The 18,929-nt window shown below is 35.9% G+C and carries 19 protein-coding genes and 4 tRNA genes; 22 read left to right on the plus strand and 1 reads right to left on the minus strand.

Annotated features, from left to right (window positions below):
• Positions 1-111: 111 nt before the first annotated feature.
• Together soj and spo0J are read left to right on the plus strand one after the other, a co-directional pair.
• Positions 112-873: a sporulation initiation inhibitor protein Soj gene (gene soj / locus AC1DS7_RS02290; RefSeq protein ID WP_002016469.1), complete on the plus strand. Its 762-nt coding sequence runs from the start codon at positions 112-114 to the stop codon at positions 871-873.
• The gene (gene spo0J, locus AC1DS7_RS02295; RefSeq protein ID WP_170935246.1) at positions 866-1,717 is read left to right on the plus strand and encodes a stage 0 sporulation protein Spo0J; all 852 of its coding nucleotides are present in this window, start codon (positions 866-868) and stop codon (positions 1,715-1,717) included. Before soj ends, spo0J begins: the two co-directional genes overlap by 8 nt.
• A 20-nt stretch (positions 1,718-1,737) precedes the next feature.
• On the opposite strand, the gene yyaC is transcribed toward spo0J, so the two are convergent.
• A complete protein-coding gene (yyaC, locus tag AC1DS7_RS02300; RefSeq protein ID WP_002089953.1) occupies positions 1,738-2,334 on the minus strand; it encodes a spore protease YyaC in 597 nt (198 codons plus the stop codon).
• 260 nt (positions 2,335-2,594) lie between these two features.
• On the opposite strand from yyaC, the gene AC1DS7_RS02305 reads away from it, so the two are divergent.
• The 20 genes from AC1DS7_RS02305 to AC1DS7_RS02400 all read left to right on the plus strand — a co-directional run bounded on the left by AC1DS7_RS02305 (position 2,595) and on the right by AC1DS7_RS02400 (position 18,885).
• Positions 2,595-3,452 carry a mechanosensitive ion channel family protein gene (locus tag AC1DS7_RS02305; protein ID WP_002016466.1) on the plus strand — a complete coding sequence of 286 codons (858 nt, stop codon included), beginning with the start codon at positions 2,595-2,597 and terminating at the stop codon, positions 3,450-3,452.
• A 20-nt stretch (positions 3,453-3,472) separates the two neighbouring features.
• Positions 3,473-3,670 carry a DUF951 domain-containing protein gene (locus AC1DS7_RS02310; protein ID WP_000436054.1) on the plus strand — a complete coding sequence of 66 codons (198 nt, stop codon included), beginning with the start codon at positions 3,473-3,475 and terminating at the stop codon, positions 3,668-3,670.
• A gap of 115 nt (positions 3,671-3,785) precedes the next feature.
• Positions 3,786-4,886, plus strand: coding sequence for a redox-regulated ATPase YchF (gene ychF, locus AC1DS7_RS02315; RefSeq protein WP_002089951.1), 1,101 nt, complete (start codon positions 3,786-3,788; stop codon positions 4,884-4,886).
• Positions 4,887-5,077: 191 nt separating this feature from the next.
• Positions 5,078-5,368, plus strand: a complete 291-nt coding sequence (rpsF, locus tag AC1DS7_RS02320) for a 30S ribosomal protein S6 (protein ID WP_001233782.1) — start codon at positions 5,078-5,080, stop codon at positions 5,366-5,368.
• Between the two features lie 26 nt (positions 5,369-5,394).
• Positions 5,395-5,916, plus strand: coding sequence for a single-stranded DNA-binding protein (ssb, locus tag AC1DS7_RS02325; RefSeq protein ID WP_000981963.1), 522 nt, complete (start codon positions 5,395-5,397; stop codon positions 5,914-5,916).
• A gap of 44 nt (positions 5,917-5,960) precedes the next feature.
• Positions 5,961-6,194, plus strand: coding sequence for a 30S ribosomal protein S18 (gene rpsR / locus AC1DS7_RS02330; protein ID WP_000918874.1), 234 nt, complete (start codon positions 5,961-5,963; stop codon positions 6,192-6,194).
• A gap of 81 nt (positions 6,195-6,275) precedes the next feature.
• Positions 6,276-7,211 carry a YybS family protein gene (locus AC1DS7_RS02335; protein WP_016102347.1) on the plus strand — a complete coding sequence of 312 codons (936 nt, stop codon included), beginning with the start codon at positions 6,276-6,278 and terminating at the stop codon, positions 7,209-7,211.
• 78 nt (positions 7,212-7,289) lie between these two features.
• Positions 7,290-9,263, plus strand: coding sequence for a DHH family phosphoesterase (locus AC1DS7_RS02340; RefSeq protein ID WP_002016460.1), 1,974 nt, complete (start codon positions 7,290-7,292; stop codon positions 9,261-9,263).
• The gene (gene rplI / locus AC1DS7_RS02345) at positions 9,260-9,706 is read left to right on the plus strand and encodes a 50S ribosomal protein L9 (protein WP_002130186.1); all 447 of its coding nucleotides are present in this window, start codon (positions 9,260-9,262) and stop codon (positions 9,704-9,706) included. The genes AC1DS7_RS02340 and rplI overlap by 4 nt, the downstream gene beginning before the upstream one ends.
• Before the next feature lie 27 nt (positions 9,707-9,733).
• Positions 9,734-11,095 carry a replicative DNA helicase gene (gene dnaB / locus AC1DS7_RS02350; protein ID WP_002016457.1) on the plus strand — a complete coding sequence of 454 codons (1,362 nt, stop codon included), beginning with the start codon at positions 9,734-9,736 and terminating at the stop codon, positions 11,093-11,095.
• A 215-nt stretch (positions 11,096-11,310) separates the two neighbouring features.
• Positions 11,311-12,600, plus strand: coding sequence for an adenylosuccinate synthase (locus AC1DS7_RS02355; protein ID WP_002034994.1), 1,290 nt, complete (start codon positions 11,311-11,313; stop codon positions 12,598-12,600).
• Positions 12,601-12,754: 154 nt separating this feature from the next.
• A tRNA-Lys gene (locus AC1DS7_RS02360) sits at positions 12,755-12,830 on the plus strand.
• 13 nt (positions 12,831-12,843) lie between these two features.
• Positions 12,844-12,915, plus strand: a tRNA-Glu gene (locus AC1DS7_RS02365).
• Positions 12,916-12,937: 22 nt separating this feature from the next.
• Positions 12,938-13,013, plus strand: a tRNA-Asp gene (locus AC1DS7_RS02370).
• A 41-nt stretch (positions 13,014-13,054) separates the two neighbouring features.
• Positions 13,055-13,127, plus strand: a tRNA-Phe gene (locus AC1DS7_RS02375).
• Between the two features lie 282 nt (positions 13,128-13,409).
• Positions 13,410-14,117, plus strand: coding sequence for a cell wall metabolism DNA-binding response regulator WalR (walR, locus tag AC1DS7_RS02380; protein ID WP_000971867.1), 708 nt, complete (start codon positions 13,410-13,412; stop codon positions 14,115-14,117).
• A 3-nt stretch (positions 14,118-14,120) separates the two neighbouring features.
• Positions 14,121-15,956, plus strand: a complete 1,836-nt coding sequence (walK, locus tag AC1DS7_RS02385; RefSeq protein ID WP_002143958.1) for a cell wall metabolism sensor histidine kinase WalK — start codon at positions 14,121-14,123, stop codon at positions 15,954-15,956.
• A complete protein-coding gene (locus AC1DS7_RS02390) occupies positions 15,953-17,290 on the plus strand; it encodes a YycH family regulatory protein (protein WP_002143957.1) in 1,338 nt (445 codons plus the stop codon). The genes walK and AC1DS7_RS02390 overlap by 4 nt, the downstream gene beginning before the upstream one ends.
• Positions 17,271-18,107, plus strand: coding sequence for a two-component system regulatory protein YycI (locus AC1DS7_RS02395; RefSeq protein ID WP_002143956.1), 837 nt, complete (start codon positions 17,271-17,273; stop codon positions 18,105-18,107). Before AC1DS7_RS02390 ends, AC1DS7_RS02395 begins: the two co-directional genes overlap by 20 nt.
• Positions 18,091-18,885 (plus strand): MBL fold metallo-hydrolase, encoded by a 795-nt coding sequence (locus tag AC1DS7_RS02400; RefSeq protein ID WP_002143955.1) that lies wholly within the window; start codon positions 18,091-18,093, stop codon positions 18,883-18,885. Before AC1DS7_RS02395 ends, AC1DS7_RS02400 begins: the two co-directional genes overlap by 17 nt.
• Positions 18,886-18,929: the final 44 nt, after the last annotated feature.

Consider the following 18,929-nt stretch of genomic DNA (forward strand, 5'->3'; position numbering starts at 1 on the left):
GAAATAAATTTTGAAGTTTAATAAGGACATAAAAGAAAAACTTTTATTTCATGTTACAATAAACGTAATTGTTTCTAGAATAAGAAAGAAAGGTTGAAAGTAGGTGACATCATGGGAAAAATCATTGCTATTGCTAATCAAAAAGGCGGTGTTGGAAAAACAACAACATCCGTTAATTTAGGGGCTGGATTGGCACAAGTAGGAAAAAAAGTCCTTCTCGTAGATATTGATGCTCAAGGAAATGCAACGACTGGTGTAGGGATTGAAAAGTCTGAATTAGATCAATGTATTTATAATGTTCTTGTAGAAGATGCAGATGTTCAAGGTGCCATACGGAAAACCGCAACTGAAAACTTAGATGTTCTACCCGCTACAATTCAATTGGCTGGTGCTGAAATTGAATTGGTACCAACCATTTCCCGGGAAGTACGCTTGCAAAGAGCGTTACAGCCAATTCGTGATGAATATGAGTATATTATTATTGACTGTCCCCCATCCTTAGGGTTATTAACGATTAATGCATTAACAGCAGCAGATTCTGTTATTATTCCTGTACAGTGTGAATATTACGCGCTGGAAGGGTTAAGTCAGCTATTAAATACAGTTCGACTTGTGCAAAAGCATTTAAATAAAAATTTAGCAATTCAAGGTGTATTGTTAACGATGTTGGATGCTCGTACAAATTTAGGAATTCAAGTTATAGATGAAGTGAAAAAATACTTTAGAGATAAAGTATATCGTTCGATTATTCCTCGTAATGTTCGCTTAAGTGAGGCACCAAGTCATGGAAAACCAATTATGCAGTATGACGCTAAATCAAGAGGAGCAGAAGTATATTTAGATTTAGCAGAGGAAGTGATTGCAGGTGGCTAAGGGATTAGGAAGAGGAATCAACGTGTTTTTTCCAGATTTAGATGTGAAAGAAGAAGAAACAATTCAGGAGATTATAGTAACTGAATTAAGGCCGAATCCATATCAACCACGTAAATATTTCAATAAAGAAGCGATTCAGGAATTAGCGGCTTCTATTAAAGAGCACGGTATATTGCAACCTTTAATTGCTCGAAAGAGTATTAAAGGATATGAAATAGTTGCAGGTGAAAGAAGATATCGTGCTGCTAAAGAGGCCGGACTTGAGAAAGTGCCTGCTGTCGTAAGGCAATTAAATGAGCAGCAAATGATGGAATTTGCTTTGCTTGAAAACTTACAACGAGAAGATTTAAATCCTATGGAAGAGGCAATGGCATATCAGATGTTAATGAACGAGCTAAATGTAACACAAGAACAATTAGCAAAACGTCTTGGTAAAAGCAGGCCTTATATCGCAAATTATACTCGTTTGTTAAGCCTCCCTTCATTCGTTCAAGATATGATTGCAAACGGTCAACTTTCAATGGCTCATGGAAGAACTTTACTTACAATAAAAGATGAAGAACAGTTGAAATCTTTATTGAAGCGAATTGAAAAAGAAGGACTGAATGTTCGCCAATTGGAACAAATTGTCCAGGAAATTAATCAACGTGTTTCACGTGAAACACAACAAGTGAAAAAAGAAAGAAATATATTTTTTGTAGAGCGTGAAACGTTTTTAAGAGAAAAGTTTGGTACGGATGTAAAAATTAAAGAAACGAAAAAAGAAAAAGGTAAAATCGAAATCGAATTTTTTAATAAAGAAGATTTAAATCGAATTTTAGAATTATTATCAAAGGGAAATTAAAAAGCAAACCATCTTATTGTTTATAGATGGTTTGCTTTTTTTAATGCAGATAATTTTTGATCGGTTTCTTTTATACTTTGTGCAATTACATCGGCCATCTTCATAACTAAACTTAGTCTTGTATTTTGAAGTACGAAAAACTCCATGAAACCATTTAAATTTACGATGCCATGAATATGCAAATCACCAATTTCAGGTAATTTCTTATTCATCGCAGCTCCAGGTTTACTGGGACCCTTTCCGGTAGTTATAGAACCGATACTTTGAGATTTTCCTAAACATGCATCAACAGCAATAATAAATGAAGTAGGGTTTTCTTTCTGTATATTCTGAATTTTTTCCTCTAGATTTAGTGCATGTATTGGTTCGTCTAGTGTGCCGAATACTTGAAGGTTTTTGATTTCAATTTGTTCTAGTTTAGTACCAACTAATGGACCAAGTGCATCACCGGTGGAACGGTCTGTTCCGATACAAACGAGAATGAGTGGCATATTAGTCTTAATGGGAATATGGGAAAGTAAGAAATTACTGATTGTCTCAGAGGCTTCTAAGTCATGATGCATAACATTTTGAGTTTCTTTTTCAAAAAAAGGTAAGCGAAAACTTCTAATATTCATGAAGCACCCATCCTTTTAATAAATTTTCACAATATGTTATATGGTGTGTGAAATGGAAAATTATAAGTGCATACTTTCTACAAACTGTGAATGAAAATGGAAATAATAGTACTAGTATATATATATTCGTTTCATTTTATACCTGAATGGAAGTTAACAAATGGAATTAAAGTCATAAATTTTTTTCAGAAATCAGAGAGAGTTCTGATACAATAATAAGGATAACTAAAAAGAAATTTTAGCTAGAGAGGTAGAGGGACATGGATTTAGCGTTGAAATGGTTTGAGTCCATTGATTGGACGAATATAGGTGTGAAGTCACTAAAAATAATCGTTATTTTAATACTTGGTGCAATCGTTGTGCGAGTTGCAAGGGCAATTGTACGAAATGCGTTTCGTATGGGAAGCCGTTCGCCGATTCAAATTTCAGAACGTCGTACAGTTACGGTAGCGAAGTTGCTTGAAAATATTGTGGCATACGTTGTTATGTTCATTATGTTAATTGCGATTTTAGGTGTGTTTGATATTAATGCATCAGGTCTATTAGCCGGTGCTGGGGTAATTGGTTTAGCAGTCGGTTTTGGTGCACAAAGTTTAGTTAAAGATGTTATTACAGGATTATTTATTTTGTTAGAGGATCAATTTTCAGTAGGTGATTATGTAAGAATAGGGCAATTTGAAGGAACTGTTTTGGAAATTGGACTACGTACAACGAAGATGAAAAGCTGGACAGGTGAAATTCATATAATACCAAATGGTAGCATTGTACAAGTAACGAACTTTTCCGTTAGTAATAGTGTAGCATTTGTTGATGTATCTATTTCTTATGAAAGTGATATAGTACGAGCGGAGCAAGTTATTGAAGATTTATTAGTAGAATTACCAGGAAAATATGAGAAAATGGTAACAACACCTCAATTGCTAGGTGTTCAAACATTGGCAGCGTCTGAAGTTGTATTACGTGTTATTGCTGAAGTTGAGCCGATGCAGCATGCAGTTATTGCGAGGGCTCTTCGCAAAGAGATTAAAAATCGTCTTGATTTACATGGGATTGAAATTCCATACCCACGTATGGTTTTATATAGTCGCGAAGAATTAGTTAGTGAAAAAGCAATTTAATAGTGGGAGGGATTTAGAGAATGGAGCAAAAGCAATATAACTTGTACGATGTTGTGGAAATGAAGAAAGCCCATCCATGTGGTGAAAATCGCTGGAAGATTATTCGTATGGGAATGGATATCCGCGTTAAGTGCGAGGGGTGTGACCATTCGGTAATGATTCCTCGAAGAGAGTTTGATCGCAAGGTAAAAAAAATACTTGTGAAGCACGAAGAATAGTGAAAAAGCAACGGCTGCAGTAGACAGCCGTTGCTTTTTTTCATTTGGTGGAAACTTGTCATTTTTTTCGTTACTATCTATAATGATGAAAGATTGAGACATAGGAGTGAAAAATATGGGATTAACGGCTGGGATTGTTGGATTACCTAACGTAGGTAAGTCCACTTTATTTAATGCAATTACACAAGCAGGAGCAGAATCTGCGAACTATCCATTCTGTACAATCGATCCAAACGTAGGGATTGTAGAAGTACCAGATGAGCGTTTAAATAAATTAACGGAATTAGTAGAACCGAAAAAAACTGTTCCGACTGTATTTGAATTTACTGATATTGCAGGTATCGTAAAAGGTGCGAGTAAAGGTGAAGGGTTAGGAAATAAATTCTTATCTCACATTCGTCAAGTAGATGCAATTTGCCAAGTTGTTCGTTGTTTTGAAGATGAAAATATTACGCACGTTTCAGGAAAAGTAGATCCAATTGATGACATTGAAACAATTAACTTAGAACTAATCTTAGCGGATTTGGAATCTGTTGATAAGCGTATCGAACGAGTTGCGAAGTTAGCAAGACAAAAAGATAAAGAAGCTGTATATGAGCATGAAATTTTAGTTCGTTTAAAAGAAGCTTTTGAAGAGGGAAAACCAGCTCGTACTGTTGAATTTACAGAAGAGCAAATGAAGATTGTTAAAGGCCTTCATTTACTTACAACGAAAGAAATGCTATATGTAGCAAACGTAAGTGAAGATGATATTATGGATCCTTCTGACAATAAATATGTACAAATGGTAAAAGAATTTGCAGCAAATGAAAATTCTCAAGTAATCGTTGTATGTGCAAAAATCGAAGAAGAAATCGCTGAGCTAGACGAGGAAGAGAAAAAAGTATTCCTTGAAGAACTAGGCATTGAAGAATCTGGTTTAGATCAATTAATTCGTGCTGCATATGATTTATTAGGACTTGCTACTTACTTCACAGCTGGTGTGCAAGAAGTACGTGCATGGACGTTTAAACAAGGTATGAAGGCACCACAATGTGCTGGCGTAATTCATACAGACTTTGAGCGTGGATTTATTCGCGCAGAAACAGTTTCTTATGATGATTTAATGACAAACGGTTCTATGACAGCTGCAAAAGAAGCTGGAAAAGTACGTTTAGAAGGAAAAGAGTATATCGTAAAAGACGGAGATGTTATGCACTTCCGCTTCAACGTTTAATTTAATATTTCCTAGGAAAAATAAAGATATGAGCTTGGCAAATATATTATGTGTTTGCCAAGTTTTTTACGTATTGGTGAGTTGATTCATATAACTTACTATGATATAATCTAAACTCGTGAGTAATTACTATAAATTAATTGCTCCTTGCCCATTATGGGCCGTTTAGACCAAAAGGAGGTGAAAGTGTAATGAGAAAGTACGAAATTATGTACATCATTCGTCCTGGCGTTGAAGAAGAAGCTCAAAAAGCTTTAGTTGAACGTTTTGCAGGTGTTTTAACAAACAATGGTGCAGAAATCATTAACACGAAAGAGTGGGGTAAGCGTCGTTTAGCTTACGAAATCAACGACTTACGTGAAGGTTTCTACATGATCTTAAACGTGAACTCTAACTCAGAGGCGATTAACGAATTCGACCGTTTAGCTAAGATCAACGAAGATATCCTTCGTCATATCGTTGTTAAAGAAGAAGAAAAATAATTGATATATAAGGGAGAGTGGTTCGATTGATGAATCGTGTTATCCTCGTTGGTCGTTTAACTAAGGACCCTGACTTACGTTACACGCCCAATGGTGTTGCAGTAGCTACTTTTACGTTAGCTGTGAATCGCGCATTTGCGAATCAACAAGGTGAGCGTGAAGCTGACTTTATTAATTGTGTAATATGGCGTAAACAAGCAGAAAACGTGGCAAATTATTTGAAAAAAGGTAGCTTAGCAGGCGTAGACGGACGTCTTCAAACTCGTAATTACGATGGACAAGATGGTAAACGTGTATATGTAACAGAAGTTCTTGCGGAGAGCGTACAATTTTTAGAGCCGCGTAATGGCGGTGGGGAGCAACGTGGTTCATTCAATCAGCAACCATCAGGAGCTGGTTTCGGTAACCAAAGCTCTAACCCATTTGGTCAATCTAGTAATTCAGGTAACCAAGGTAATCAAGGTAACTCTGGATTTACGAAGAATGACGATCCATTTTCGAATGTTGGTCAACCGATTGACATTTCGGACGACGATTTACCATTTTAATGGTGTGAATCGGCTATTTTTAACAAAGAATGGAGGGAATAGACATGGCAGGACGCAAAGGTGGACGTGCGAAGCGTCGTAAGGTGTGTTTCTTCACATCTAACGGCATCACTCGCATTGACTATAAAGATGTTGATTTATTAAAACGTTTCGTTTCTGAGCGCGGTAAAATTTTACCTCGTCGTGTAACAGGAACAAGCGCGAAATACCAACGCAAACTTACAGTTGCAATTAAACGTGCTCGTCAAATGGCACTTTTACCATATGTTGGTGAATAATAGCGTATGAAATGCACAGTAGAGTCGGACTCTACTGTGCATTTTGCTATGCTTTTCTTTTTTTGAAAGAGAGGTTAGATGATGAAGAATACGAAATTTATTACTGAGGGTGCAGCACTGTTAGCGATATATGCAATGTTATTGCTTATATCTATGTATGTTCCAATTTTAGGTACAGTTGTAACGTTTGCGTTGCCATTGCCATTTATATTGCTAACGATAAGATATAGATTATCTAGCGCCTTTATAGTTTTTACTGCGGCGCTTTTTATTACTGTTATTGTCAGTCAGCCGATGAACCTAGTAAAGACAACTATGTTTGGATTGATAGGTATCGTTTTAGGATATATGTATAAAAAACGAAAAAAGCCGGTAGAAACTTTAATGGCGGGGACGCTTGCGTACTTAATTGGTATTATGCTCATTTATATTGCGAGTATAAAGTTTTTTAACATAGATTTAATGAAGCAAATGCAAAATATGTTTAATGAAAGTATGGCGCAAAGTGAAAAGATAGTTACTGCTGCAGGTATGCCTATTAGTAAAGAGCAAAAAGAATTATTTGCACAATTTAATGATGTGTTACAAACGTTATTCCCAAGTTTGCTTGTAATGGTTTCTGTATGTTTTTCTTGGATTACAGTTATGATATCAGGTAGTGTTTTGAGAAAACTAAAGCATGACGTTATACCGTGGCCTAAATTTAAAGACATACAATTGCCAAAGAGTATTATTTGGTATTACGTCATATTTATTTTGTTAGCAACTTTTATAAAGGTAGAACCAACATCATATTTACATATGGTATTTTCTAACCTATATGTAATCTTTGCACTATTGCTCGTACTGCAAGGTTTGACATTTATCGCCTTTTTGGCACATAGAAAAGGATTTACTAAAGGTGTTCCTATTATTAGTTTTATTGTCTGCATGTTTATTCCGATGATGTTTCCTCTTGTAACAATCTTAGGTATAATTGATTTAGGGATTTCATTGCGTTCTAAAATAGGGGAATAAAATAATATTCCTTACACTATTTTAATTTGTTTAACTAACTGGAAAGTGAGTTAGTTTTACTTTATAGGAGTTGTATACATGCCTGAATTTTATAAGAAACAGTGGTTTTTATATCCTGTTTACGTATTGGCATTTTTTGTATTCGTGCTAATTTCACTCCTCTGTTACTTTCATTTAATTATGGGGATATCAGCCTTTTTTATCTTTTGTATTGTACTTTTTTTCGTTATACGATTCGAACTTACTTTTCAAAGGAATTTTGAAAAACATACGACAGATATGATTACAAGGGTAAAGAAAGTGAGTAATGAAGCATTTAACCAAATGCCAATTGGTATTTTGTTATACAATAAGGATTATGGGATTGATTGGGCGAATCCTTATTTATCATCATGTTTGGGGCAGCATGCATTAGCTGGTTGGCACCTTTACGATGTATCAGAAACATTACTCCTTTTTATTAAGGGGGAAACTTCTGACGATATAGTTTCTTTAAATAATCGTAAGTTTCGTGTTTTTGTAAGGAAAGAAGAAAAACTAATTTATTTCTTTGATGTAACGGAACAAACAGAAATTGAAAAGATGTATGAAGATCAACGCACTGTTTTAGCTGTTATTTATTTAGATAACTATGATGAAGTTACACAAGGATTAGATGACCAATTACGTACGAATATAACAAGTCTTGTGACGTCACGTCTAAATGAATGGGCTGTTAAGTATGGTGCATATTTGAAACGTGCATCTTCAGAAAGATTCTTCGTTGTACTAAATGAAAGTATTTTAGCGCAAATGGAGAAAGGGAAATTTAGTATTTTGGATCAAGTGCGTGAAGAAACATCAAAAAGGAATATACCACTTACATTAAGTGTTGGTGTTGGCTCAGGTGATTTACCTTTATCAGAGCTTGGAGCGATGGCCCAATCTGGTTTAGACCTTGCATTAGGACGAGGAGGAGACCAAGTAGCTATTAAACAAGCAACGGGTAAAGTTAAGTTTTACGGTGGTAAGACGAATCCGGTTGAAAAGCGTACTCGTGTACGTGCTAGGGTTATTTCGCATGCATTAAAGGATTTAGTATTAGAAAGCAGTAATGTCATTATAATGGGGCATAGAGCTCCTGATATGGATGCGATTGGTGCAGCGATTGGTATTTTAAAGGTAGCTCAATTAAATGAGCGCAAAGGATATATTGTATTAGATGAAAATGATTCTGATAAAGGAATCAAACGTTTGATGGATAAAGTGAAACAAAATGAAGAGTTATGGTCACATTTTATTACACCAGGGCAAGCGATGGAATTTGCAAATGATGATTCATTACTTGTTGTTGTTGACACGCATAAACCTTCAATGGTGATGGAGGAAAAACTGTTACACAAGATTGAAAATGTAGTAGTTATTGACCATCATCGCCGCGGGGAAGATTTCATTGAAGATCCATTACTTGTTTATATGGAGCCATACGCTTCTTCAACGGCAGAGCTTGTTACAGAATTACTTGAGTATCAACCGAAAAATTTAAAGATGACAATGTTAGAAGCAACGGCATTGTTAGCTGGTATTATTGTTGATACAAAAAGTTTTACATTCCGTACAGGCGCTCGTACATTTGATGCCGCTTCTTATTTACGCTCGCATGGCGCAGACACTGTACTTGTACAAGAGCTTTTAAAAGAAGATATGGGTCAGTATTTACGAGTTGCAAAAGCCATTAAAAATGCGTACATTTATAAAAATGGAATTGCGATTGCTAAAGTTGATGGTGATGAATATTATGACCAAGTACTTATTGCACAATCAGCAGACACATTATTGACAATGACAGGTATCATTGCATCGTTTGTTATTGCAAAACGTGGAGAAAATTTCATTGGAATTAGTGGTAGATCTTTAGGTGAATTGAATGTACAGCTAATTATGGAGAATTTAGGAGGTGGCGGGCACTTAACAAATGCAGCCACACAAATGAAAAATGTTACAGTAGATGAAGCGGAGGAGAAGCTTCGATTTGTTATTGATGACTATTTACAGGGAGGCACACAATCATGAAAGTAATTTTTCTAAAAGACGTAAAAGGTAAAGGTAAAAAAGGAGAAATAAAAAACGTACCAGACGGTTATGCAAATAATTTCTTACTAAAACAGGGGTTAGCTGCCGAAGCGACAAACAGCAGTATGAAAACTTTAGATGCTCAAAAGCGCAAAGAGGAAAAAGATGCAGCAGCAGAAGTTGAGAATGCAAAAGAGCTGAAAGAAACATTAGAGAAATTAACTGTAGAAGTAAAGGCGAAATCTGGAGAAGGTGGCCGCTTATTTGGTTCTATCACGAGTAAACAAATTGTAGATGTAATGCAAAAGTCACACAAGATTAAACTTGATAAACGTAAATTTGAAATGGATGATGCAATCCGTGCATTAGGTTATACAAACGTCAATGTGAAATTGCATCCGCAAGTAACAGCAACAGTAAAAGTTCATGTTAGTGAACAATAAAAATAAATTAAGCAAGGAGGATTGCGCATGAGTGATGTAATGGCTGATCGTACCCCTCCGCATAATATAGAAGCTGAGCAGGCAGTCTTAGGTGCCATATTAATTGATCAGGATGCGTTAACGTCAGCATCGGAACTATTGGTACCTGACTCATTTTATCGAACGAAACATCAAAAGATTTTTGAAGTCATGCTTGGGTTGTCTGATAAGGGAGAACCAATCGACTTAGTAATAATGACATCAGCGATGGCTGATCAAGGATTACTAGAAGAAGTTGGTGGGGTTTCTTATCTAGCAGAGTTAGCAGAAGTTGTTCCAACAGCTGCTAACGTAGAATATTATGCACGCATCATCGCTGAAAAGGCACTTTTACGTCGTTTAATTCGAACGGCGACTCATATTGTATCGGATGGATACGAGCGAGAAGATGATGTGGATGGCCTTTTAAATGAGGCTGAGAAAAAAATATTAGAAGTATCTCACCAAACAAATGCAAAAGCATTCCAAAACATTAAAGATGTTCTTGTAGATGCTTATGATAAAATTGAACTTTTGCATAATCAAAAGGGTGAAGTTACCGGGATACCAACTGGATTTACTGAATTAGATAAGATGACCGCAGGTTTTCAGCGAAATGATTTAATTATCGTGGCGGCGCGTCCATCGGTAGGGAAAACTGCATTTTCACTAAATATCGCACAAAACGTAGCGACGAAAACTGATGAAAATGTAGCGATTTTTAGTTTAGAGATGGGCTCTGATCAGCTTGTTATGCGTATGCTTTGTGCAGAAGGAAATATTGATGCACAAAGACTTCGTACCGGTTCATTAACTTCTGATGATTGGGCGAAATTAACAATGGCGATGGGTAGCCTTTCTAATGCTGGTATATATATTGATGATACACCAGGGATTAAAGTAAATGAGATTCGAGCAAAATGTCGTAGATTAAAGCAAGAGCAAGGTCTTGGGATGGTTTTGATTGACTATTTACAGCTTATTCAAGGAAGTGGGAAATCAGGAGAAAACCGTCAGCAGGAAGTATCTGAGATTTCTCGTACATTAAAAGGGATTGCACGTGAATTGCAAGTACCTGTTATTGCCTTGTCGCAGTTATCTCGTGGTGTAGAATCTCGTCAAGATAAACGTCCGATGATGTCTGACATTCGTGAATCAGGAAGTATCGAGCAGGATGCTGACATTGTAGCCTTCCTATATCGTGAAGATTACTATGATCGTGAAACAGAAAATAAAAATACAATTGAAATTATCATTGCAAAGCAACGTAATGGTCCGGTAGGTTCAGTAGAGCTTGCGTTTGTTAAGGAATTTAATAAATTCGTCAACTTAGAACGCCGCTTTGAGGATGGACATGCACCGCACGCATAAAGGCAGTATAAAAAAGAAACACATTTCTTATAATAAGATGTGTTTCTTTTTTTTTATATGAAAGATAGGGCTTTCATAAGGTGAATATGTAATTCTTACGAACGAAAACGTTTTTCGATAAAAAAATGTTCGCTTTTTGGTTGACTTCTCTTTCTGTTTTGGTACAATTATATTGTTTGAATAGATCGTTTGAAAATTGCGGAGGTGCTTTAATAATGTCTTCAGTAGTAGTTGTAGGAACACAATGGGGCGACGAAGGAAAAGGTAAAATCACTGATTTTCTTTCTGAGCATGCGGAAGTAGTTGCAAGATATCAAGGTGGAAATAACGCGGGACATACAATTGTTTTCGGCGGAGTTAAATATAAATTACACTTAATTCCATCTGGTATTTTCTATAAAGAGAAAATTTGTGTAATCGGAAATGGCTTAGTAGTAGATCCGAAAGCATTACTTGAAGAGTTGAAATACTTACACGATCGTGGTGTAAGTACTGATAATTTACGTGTAAGTAACCGTGCGCACGTTATTTTACCTTATCACTTAAAACAAGATGAATTAGAAGAAGCGAGTAAAGGTGATAACAAGATTGGTACAACGAAAAAAGGTATCGGTCCTGCATATATGGATAAAGCTGCTCGTATTGGTATCCGTATGGCTGATCTTTTAGACCGTGAAGCATTTAAAGAGAAGCTTGAGCGTAATTTAGTGGAGAAAAATCGTTTGTTTGAAAAAATGTACGATACAGAAGGTTTCAGCGTAGAAGAAATCTTTGAAGAGTACTTCGAATACGGACAACAAATCGCACATTACGTATGCGATACATCTGTCGTATTAAATGATGCACTAGATAACAATAATCGTGTATTATTTGAAGGTGCACAAGGTGTTATGCTTGATATCGACCACGGTACGTACCCGTTCGTTACATCTTCTAACCCAATTGCTGGTGGTGTAACAGTTGGAACTGGAGTTGGTCCTGCGAAAGTTACTCGCGTTGTAGGTGTATGTAAAGCATATACAAGCCGTGTTGGTGATGGTCCATTCCCTACTGAACTTAATGATGAAATCGGTCACCAAATTCGTGAAGTTGGTCGTGAATACGGAACAACAACGGGTCGTCCACGCCGTGTAGGTTGGTTCGATAGCGTTGTTGTAAGACATGCACGTCGTGTTAGTGGTTTAACAGATTTATCATTAAACTCTATCGATGTATTAACAGGTATTCCAACTGTTAAAATTTGTGTTGCTTACAAATGCAATGGCGAAGTTATCGATGAAGTTCCAGCTAACTTAAACATTTTAGCGAAATGTGAGCCTGTATATGAAGAGCTTCCAGGTTGGACAGAAGATGTTACTGCTGTGAAATCACTGGATGAGCTTCCTGAAAATGCAAGAAAATACGTAGAGCGTGTTTCTGAATTAACAGGAATCCAATTATCTATGTTCTCGGTTGGACCAGATCGTAATCAAACAAATATCGTTCGTAACGTATACGAAGCTTAATTGATATAAAAAATTGATTTTTTTAAGAAAAAACTCATATTTTTATGAGTTTTTTCTTATTTTTTATAAAAAAATAAAAAAAGGTATTGCAAAAATGAAAGATAGCATGTTATGATATGTCTTGTCGTCACGAAAATATGACGTTGGTGAGTATGAGCCATTAGCTCAGTTGGTAGAGCATCTGACTTTTAATCAGAGGGTCGAAGGTTCGAATCCTTCATGGCTCACCATTTTATTTTTCGTGGCCCGTTGGTCAAGTGGTTAAGACACCGCCCTTTCACGGCGGTAACACGGGTTCGAATCCCGTACGGGTCATGTTTTTTTTATGTTCATTTTTGGTCCCGTGGTGTAGTGGTTAACATGCCTGCCTGTCACGCAGGAGATCGCCGGTTCGACCCCGGTCGGGACCGCCACTTTTGTTTATACCACCATTAGTGGTTTTATATATAGTTTTGGCTCGGTAGCTCAGTCGGTAGAGCAGAGGACTGAAAATCCTCGTGTCGGCGGTTCGATTCCGTCCCGAGCCACTCTCAGGATATTAAGTGGGCCCACTTAATATCCTTTTTATTTTGTCCAGTTTTACAAATGTGGGTAGTTATTTTACAATAGAATGAGGAGCCTCTAGCAGTTGAAGCTAGAGGTTTTTCTATAGATCGTATAGGATTCCGTGTAAAAGTGGATGATACATGAGTCTATGAGAATAGAGGAGAAATACTTAGACTAAGATTGTTGTCATATAGGAACATACTATAGAAACACCAATATGTTTGAGGATTATTGATCATATTTTTATAAGGAGGAAATAGACGATGATGGGAAAGAAAATTTTAGTAGTTGATGATGAAAAGCCAATTGCGGATATTTTGAAGTTCAACCTAGAAAAAGAAGGTTTTGAAATTGTAATGGCGCATGATGGTGATGAGGCGATTGAAAAAGCAAATGAAGAACAGCCAGATATGGTTTTATTAGATATTATGTTACCGGGAAAAGACGGTTTAGAGGTATGTCGTGAAATACGTAAAAGCTCAGAAATGCCAATTATTATGCTTACAGCAAAAGACTCTGAAATTGATAAAGTATTAGGGCTTGAGCTTGGGGCAGATGATTATGTAACGAAGCCATTTAGTACGAGGGAGTTACTTGCTCGTGTGAAAGCGAATTTACGTCGCCATCAGCAGGGTGGTGCTGCAGAGAAAGAAGAAAATACCGAAATGGTTATTGGACCAATCGTTATCAATTCGAACGCTTATAGTGTAACAAAGCGTGAAGAAAGCATTGAGCTTACACATCGTGAATTTGAATTACTACATTATTTAGCGAAGCATTTAGGTCAAGTTATGACTCGTGAACATTTATTACAAACAGTTTGGGGTTATGATTATTTTGGAGATGTACGTACAGTAGACGTAACAGTACGTCGTTTACGCGAAAAAATTGAAGATAATCCAAGTCATCCTACTTTAATTGTAACTAGACGTGGGGTAGGGTATTACTTGCGTGACCCAGAACAGGAATAGTATATGAAGAAAGTTGGTTTTTTTCAATCTATTCATTTAAAATTTGTGCTCATATATATGCTGTTAATATTAATAGCAATGCAAGTAATTGGTGTATATTTCGTCAGGGAATTAGAAAAAAGCCTTGTAAAAGGCTTTCAAGATTCCTTAACGCAGCAAACAAATCTACTTTCTTATAACCTGAAGCAAGAGTTTGTAAAAGAACGTCCTAAAACAGAATCAGTAGATAAAGCTATTAATGATTCGATTCAAAAATTCGCATCAGATCGTAAGAAAGATATTCAAGAAGTAAGTGTAATTGATTCTACTAAAAAATTAATGGCAATTTCAGACGGGTCTAAGCAAAATAAGGTAGGAAGAACGTCAGCAGATACAGCTGTACAACGGGTAATGGTACAAAAGAAACCAGAGTCAAAGATTGAGAAAGATGGAAATACAGGTCATCGAGTTCAAGTTATGATTACCCCTATTCTAAAAGATCCAGGCGGAGAGGTACTTGGTGTCATTCATATCGTTGCATCTATGGAAGATGTGTATAAACAAATGAAGGACATCAACCAAATTTTCGCAACGGGTACAGTAATTGCTTTATTAGTAACAGCTGTACTTGGAATTTTATTGGCTCAAACAATTACGAGACCAATTTCAGATATGCGAAGACAAGCAATTGAAATGGCGAAAGGAAATTATTCGCGAAAAGTAAAGGTGCATAGTCACGATGAGATTGGACAATTAGCATTATCTTTTAACAATTTATCTAAAAAATTACAACAAGCTCGTTCCTCCACAGAAAGTGAAAGACGAAAATTATCATCCGTTTTATCACATATGACAGATGGAGTAATTGCTACTGATCGAAAAGGGGATATCATTTTATTAAATGATCCTGCGGAAAAGATGTTAAATGTTTCGCGTGAAACGGCGCTAGATCAATCAGTGTTAGAAGTGCTAGGAATACAAGAAGAATTTACACTGGATCATTTATATGAAGAGCCTGATTCAGTTTTATTAGATTTTAGTACGAGAAATGAACCATATATTTTACGTGCTAGTTTCTCTGTTATTCAAAAAGAAACAGGGAAGGCAAATGGTTTAATTGCTGTATTATATGATGTAACAGAGCAGGAGCGGATAGAACAAGAGCGCCGTGAGTTTGTTGCGAACGTATCTCATGAGTTAAGAACGCCGTTAACAACGATGCGCAGTTACTTAGAAGCACTTACTGATGGAGCATGGCAAGATCCCAATATTGCACCGCAATTTTTAACAGTTACACAAGAAGAAACGGAAAGAATGATCAGGCTTGTAAATGCATTGTTACAATTATCTAAACTAGATAGTACAGAACATCGCTTAATGAAGGAATGGGTCGACTTTACTGATTTCTTTAATAACGTTATCGATCGTTTTGAAATGTCTAAAGAGCAAAATGTAAGCTTCAAACGATCTTTCTCTAAAAAATCTCGATTTATTGATATGGATACAGACAAAATTACACAAGTTTTATATAACATTATTTCCAATGCACTAAAATATTCGCCAGAAGGTGGTACAGTAACATATCGCCTACGTGACCGCGGGGAGTTATTAGAGATTAGTGTGAGTGATCAAGGAATGGGAATTCCGAAAGAAAATGTAGATAAAATATTTGAACGTTTTTATCGTGTAGATAAAGCGCGTTCGAGACAAATGGGTGGTACAGGTCTTGGGTTAGCCATTGCGAAAGAAATGATTGAGGCACATGGCGGCTCGGTTTGGGCGAAAAGTGAGGAAGGAAAAGGGACAACTATTTATTTCACATTGCCAATGGCGACAGATGAAGAGGACGATTGGGAATGAGTATGGAAAACTTTAAAACGATAGTTCTAATTAATTTGGTTGTCATTAGTCTATTTCTTACTTTTAACTTGTGGACATATGTTCCTGATTCTACTTCTATGCAAAATACAAAGTTCGTTCAAGGTAACGAAGAGATAAATACGATAAAGATTTCGGAGGTTGTTCGCCCATCCTCTGTCGTTATTCATAAAGAGAAAAATCATTATGTAAGCGAAAAAAAGGAAAATGTGGATTCAATCTATAAAATTCTTGAAAACGGAGAATTACATAATTTCGAGGAAATAACGGGGACAGTCCCTAAAGGTGATTTTCTGTCTTATGTACACGGAGAAGAAAAAATTGAATTTGTTTTTCCTACAAATATCCCGTTAGATACGATTAAAAATATGTTTAATATTAAAGATAAAAACATAGAAAGTAACAGAAGTTTTAATCGTATTATAATTGATCCTTCTAGAAGTAAGGACCAAGAAATTAAAGTTAGCTTTGTTTCCTATGATACTCCTCATAAAATATATCAAGCAACATTGAGTGGTGCTTATATAAAGGATATTATAAATGCTCAAAATCAACTTATAACAGTAGCAAGACCATATTTTGAGTATCAAATAAATGATACAAAAAAACTTTTTTTACCAGAGGGGATTACGGAATTAAGTAAGGCAGAGTATATTACAGCTAAACTAGAAGTGGATCCATTTAAAAATGCTTTATTTAGTGATCCACGTTATTTAAGTCCTATTTCTGAGAAAACAAAGGAAACATTTACAGATGGCATCCGTTCTATGGAAATTGATAAGTCGGATGCAATGTTGAAATATAAAAATTCCGCTGTACATGGTGATAAATCTACGGATAATGCGGTAATTTTACAAAAAAGTTTTGACTTTGTAAGTGGGCATAGTGGATCCTTGAAGTCCTATCGTTTTGATTATATTAATGGGAGGAAAACTTCATTCCGTTTATATGAGGATGGTTTGCCTGTATTTAATGCAAATGGAATAGCGGAATTAAAACAAGTATGGGGTTCAGGTGAAATTATGCAGTATGAAAGACCCTTTTTTGAGTTCAGTATTACTTTGCCTAGTAAACAACAAACAACTTCTCTCGCATCAGGTCGTACAGTGATGACATCATTAGAGAATAATCCAGAAATTGATAAAAAATCAATTCAGGATGTTGGTATTGGTTATAAAATGTCATTGGAACCGTCCATCAGTGATGTGAGAATCGCTGTCTTACAGCCGATATGGTATGTAAAATGTGAAGAAGATGGTAAGCAACAAATATATGAGTGGAGTGAGGGGGGACTAAATGGATTGGGATCGAATTAAAACCATATTTATTGTGACCTTTTTTGTTTTAGACCTCTTTCTTATCTTTCAGTTCATTCAAAAGCAAGATAGTAATCAATTAGAACTTGTGACGGAAACGAAAATCGATCAACAATTAAAAGCCGAAAAAATTACTATGGGAAATTTCCCTAAAGAACCGAAAAAAGAGTCATTTATAATGGCAAAAAATAAGGGTTTCAAAGAAGAAGATGTGCAATCTTTAAAAAATCAGACAGCGCATGTGCAAGAGGAATATCAAATAGAGGGTAAATTAAAAGAGCCTTTTTTAAATACAAAATCATTGTCAAAAGATAAGTATAATGAGTTTTTGAAAAATTATGTGCTGGATGGACAAAAATATGAGTTTGGAGCAATAAAGGACTCAAAAATTTACTTCTTTCAAAAGTATAAAGATAAACCAATCTTCTACAATAATCGTGCGATGATTGTTGTAGATTTAAATGAAAAAAATGAGCTTATTTCATATACACAAACAATGTTAACGGATTTGAAGGAAATGGGCGAAAGCGAAAAGACGAAAGAACAAGAAATTATTACTGCTCAAACAGCTTTAGAAAATATATATTTGAAAAATAAAATTGCAGAAAATACGCACGTGAAAGAGGCGCAGATTGGATATGCGACTCTTGCGGAGTCTTCTTCTAATATACAAGTGCTTGCTCCAACATGGAACTTAAAGACAGAACAAAAAAAGGATTTTTTTGTGAATGCAATTGAAGGACAAGTTATGGAATTAGGGGAAACTCAAGTGCCGGAAGAACATAATGGAGTGAGAAAGAATGAGCATGCATTTTAGTGTACTTGCAAGTGGAAGTACAGGGAATATGCTATATGTAGGAACAGATGAAAAAAAACTGCTTGTCGATGCAGGTTTAAGTGGTAAAGCGACAGAGGCTTTATTTAAACAAGCTGAACTGAATATAAATGACATATCAGGTATTCTTGTAACACATGAGCACAGTGATCACATTAAAGGATTAGGTGTATTGGCGCGTAAATATGATTTACCTGTTTATGCGAACGAGAAAACATGGAATGCAATGGAACATTTAATAGGTAATATCCCAACTGATCAAAAATTCATTTTCTCAGTAGGAGACGTGAAAACATTTGGGGATATTGAAGTTGAATCATTTGGTGTTTCTCATGATGCGGCGGAACCGATGTTTTACGCTTTTCATAACAATAATAGAAAGTTAGCTCTTATTACAGATACGGGCTACGTAAGTGACCGTATGAAAGGTGTTATTAAGGGAGCAAATGCTTTCGTGTTTGAAAGCAATCATGATGTGGAAATGCTTCGTATGGGACGCTATCCATGGAGCATTAAGCGACGTATTTTAAGCGACGTTGGCCACGTTTGTAATGAGGACGCTGCATTAGCGATGGCTGATGTTATTACAGATGAGACAAAACACATTTATTTAGCACATTTAAGCTTAGATAATAACATGAAAGAATTAGCGCGTATGTCTGTATCACAAGTATTAGAAGAAAAAGGTTTTGGGGTTGGAGAATCCTTTGAAATACATGATACGGATCAAAAAGTGCCTACGAAAATTCAATACGTATAATTCTTCATTTTAGTAAACAATAAAGGTGAATATAGTTGTTTTCA

Source organism: Bacillus sp. P4_E1 (assembly GCF_056401715.1).

Excerpts from the sequence above, each read along its gene's own strand:
- soj (WP_002016469.1), top strand. The coding sequence starts at position 112 with ATGGGAAAAATCATTGCTATTGCTAATCAAAAAGGCGGTGTTGGAAAA.
- yyaC (WP_002089953.1), bottom strand. The coding sequence starts at position 2,334 with ATGAATATTAGAAGTTTTCGCTTACCTTTTTTTGAAAAAGAAACTCAA.
- AC1DS7_RS02305 (WP_002016466.1), top strand. The coding sequence starts at position 2,595 with ATGGATTTAGCGTTGAAATGGTTTGAGTCCATTGATTGGACGAATATA.
- AC1DS7_RS02310 (WP_000436054.1), top strand. The coding sequence starts at position 3,473 with ATGGAGCAAAAGCAATATAACTTGTACGATGTTGTGGAAATGAAGAAA.
- ychF (WP_002089951.1), top strand. The coding sequence starts at position 3,786 with ATGGGATTAACGGCTGGGATTGTTGGATTACCTAACGTAGGTAAGTCC.
- rpsF (WP_001233782.1), top strand. The coding sequence starts at position 5,078 with ATGAGAAAGTACGAAATTATGTACATCATTCGTCCTGGCGTTGAAGAA.
- rpsR (WP_000918874.1), top strand. The coding sequence starts at position 5,961 with ATGGCAGGACGCAAAGGTGGACGTGCGAAGCGTCGTAAGGTGTGTTTC.
- AC1DS7_RS02335 (WP_016102347.1), top strand. The coding sequence starts at position 6,276 with ATGAAGAATACGAAATTTATTACTGAGGGTGCAGCACTGTTAGCGATA.
- AC1DS7_RS02340 (WP_002016460.1), top strand. The coding sequence starts at position 7,290 with ATGCCTGAATTTTATAAGAAACAGTGGTTTTTATATCCTGTTTACGTA.
- rplI (WP_002130186.1), top strand. The coding sequence starts at position 9,260 with ATGAAAGTAATTTTTCTAAAAGACGTAAAAGGTAAAGGTAAAAAAGGA.
- dnaB (WP_002016457.1), top strand. The coding sequence starts at position 9,734 with ATGAGTGATGTAATGGCTGATCGTACCCCTCCGCATAATATAGAAGCT.
- AC1DS7_RS02355 (WP_002034994.1), top strand. The coding sequence starts at position 11,311 with ATGTCTTCAGTAGTAGTTGTAGGAACACAATGGGGCGACGAAGGAAAA.
- walR (WP_000971867.1), top strand. The coding sequence starts at position 13,410 with ATGATGGGAAAGAAAATTTTAGTAGTTGATGATGAAAAGCCAATTGCG.
- walK (WP_002143958.1), top strand. The coding sequence starts at position 14,121 with ATGAAGAAAGTTGGTTTTTTTCAATCTATTCATTTAAAATTTGTGCTC.
- AC1DS7_RS02390 (WP_002143957.1), top strand. The coding sequence starts at position 15,953 with ATGAGTATGGAAAACTTTAAAACGATAGTTCTAATTAATTTGGTTGTC.
- AC1DS7_RS02395 (WP_002143956.1), top strand. The coding sequence starts at position 17,271 with ATGGATTGGGATCGAATTAAAACCATATTTATTGTGACCTTTTTTGTT.
- AC1DS7_RS02400 (WP_002143955.1), top strand. The coding sequence starts at position 18,091 with ATGAGCATGCATTTTAGTGTACTTGCAAGTGGAAGTACAGGGAATATG.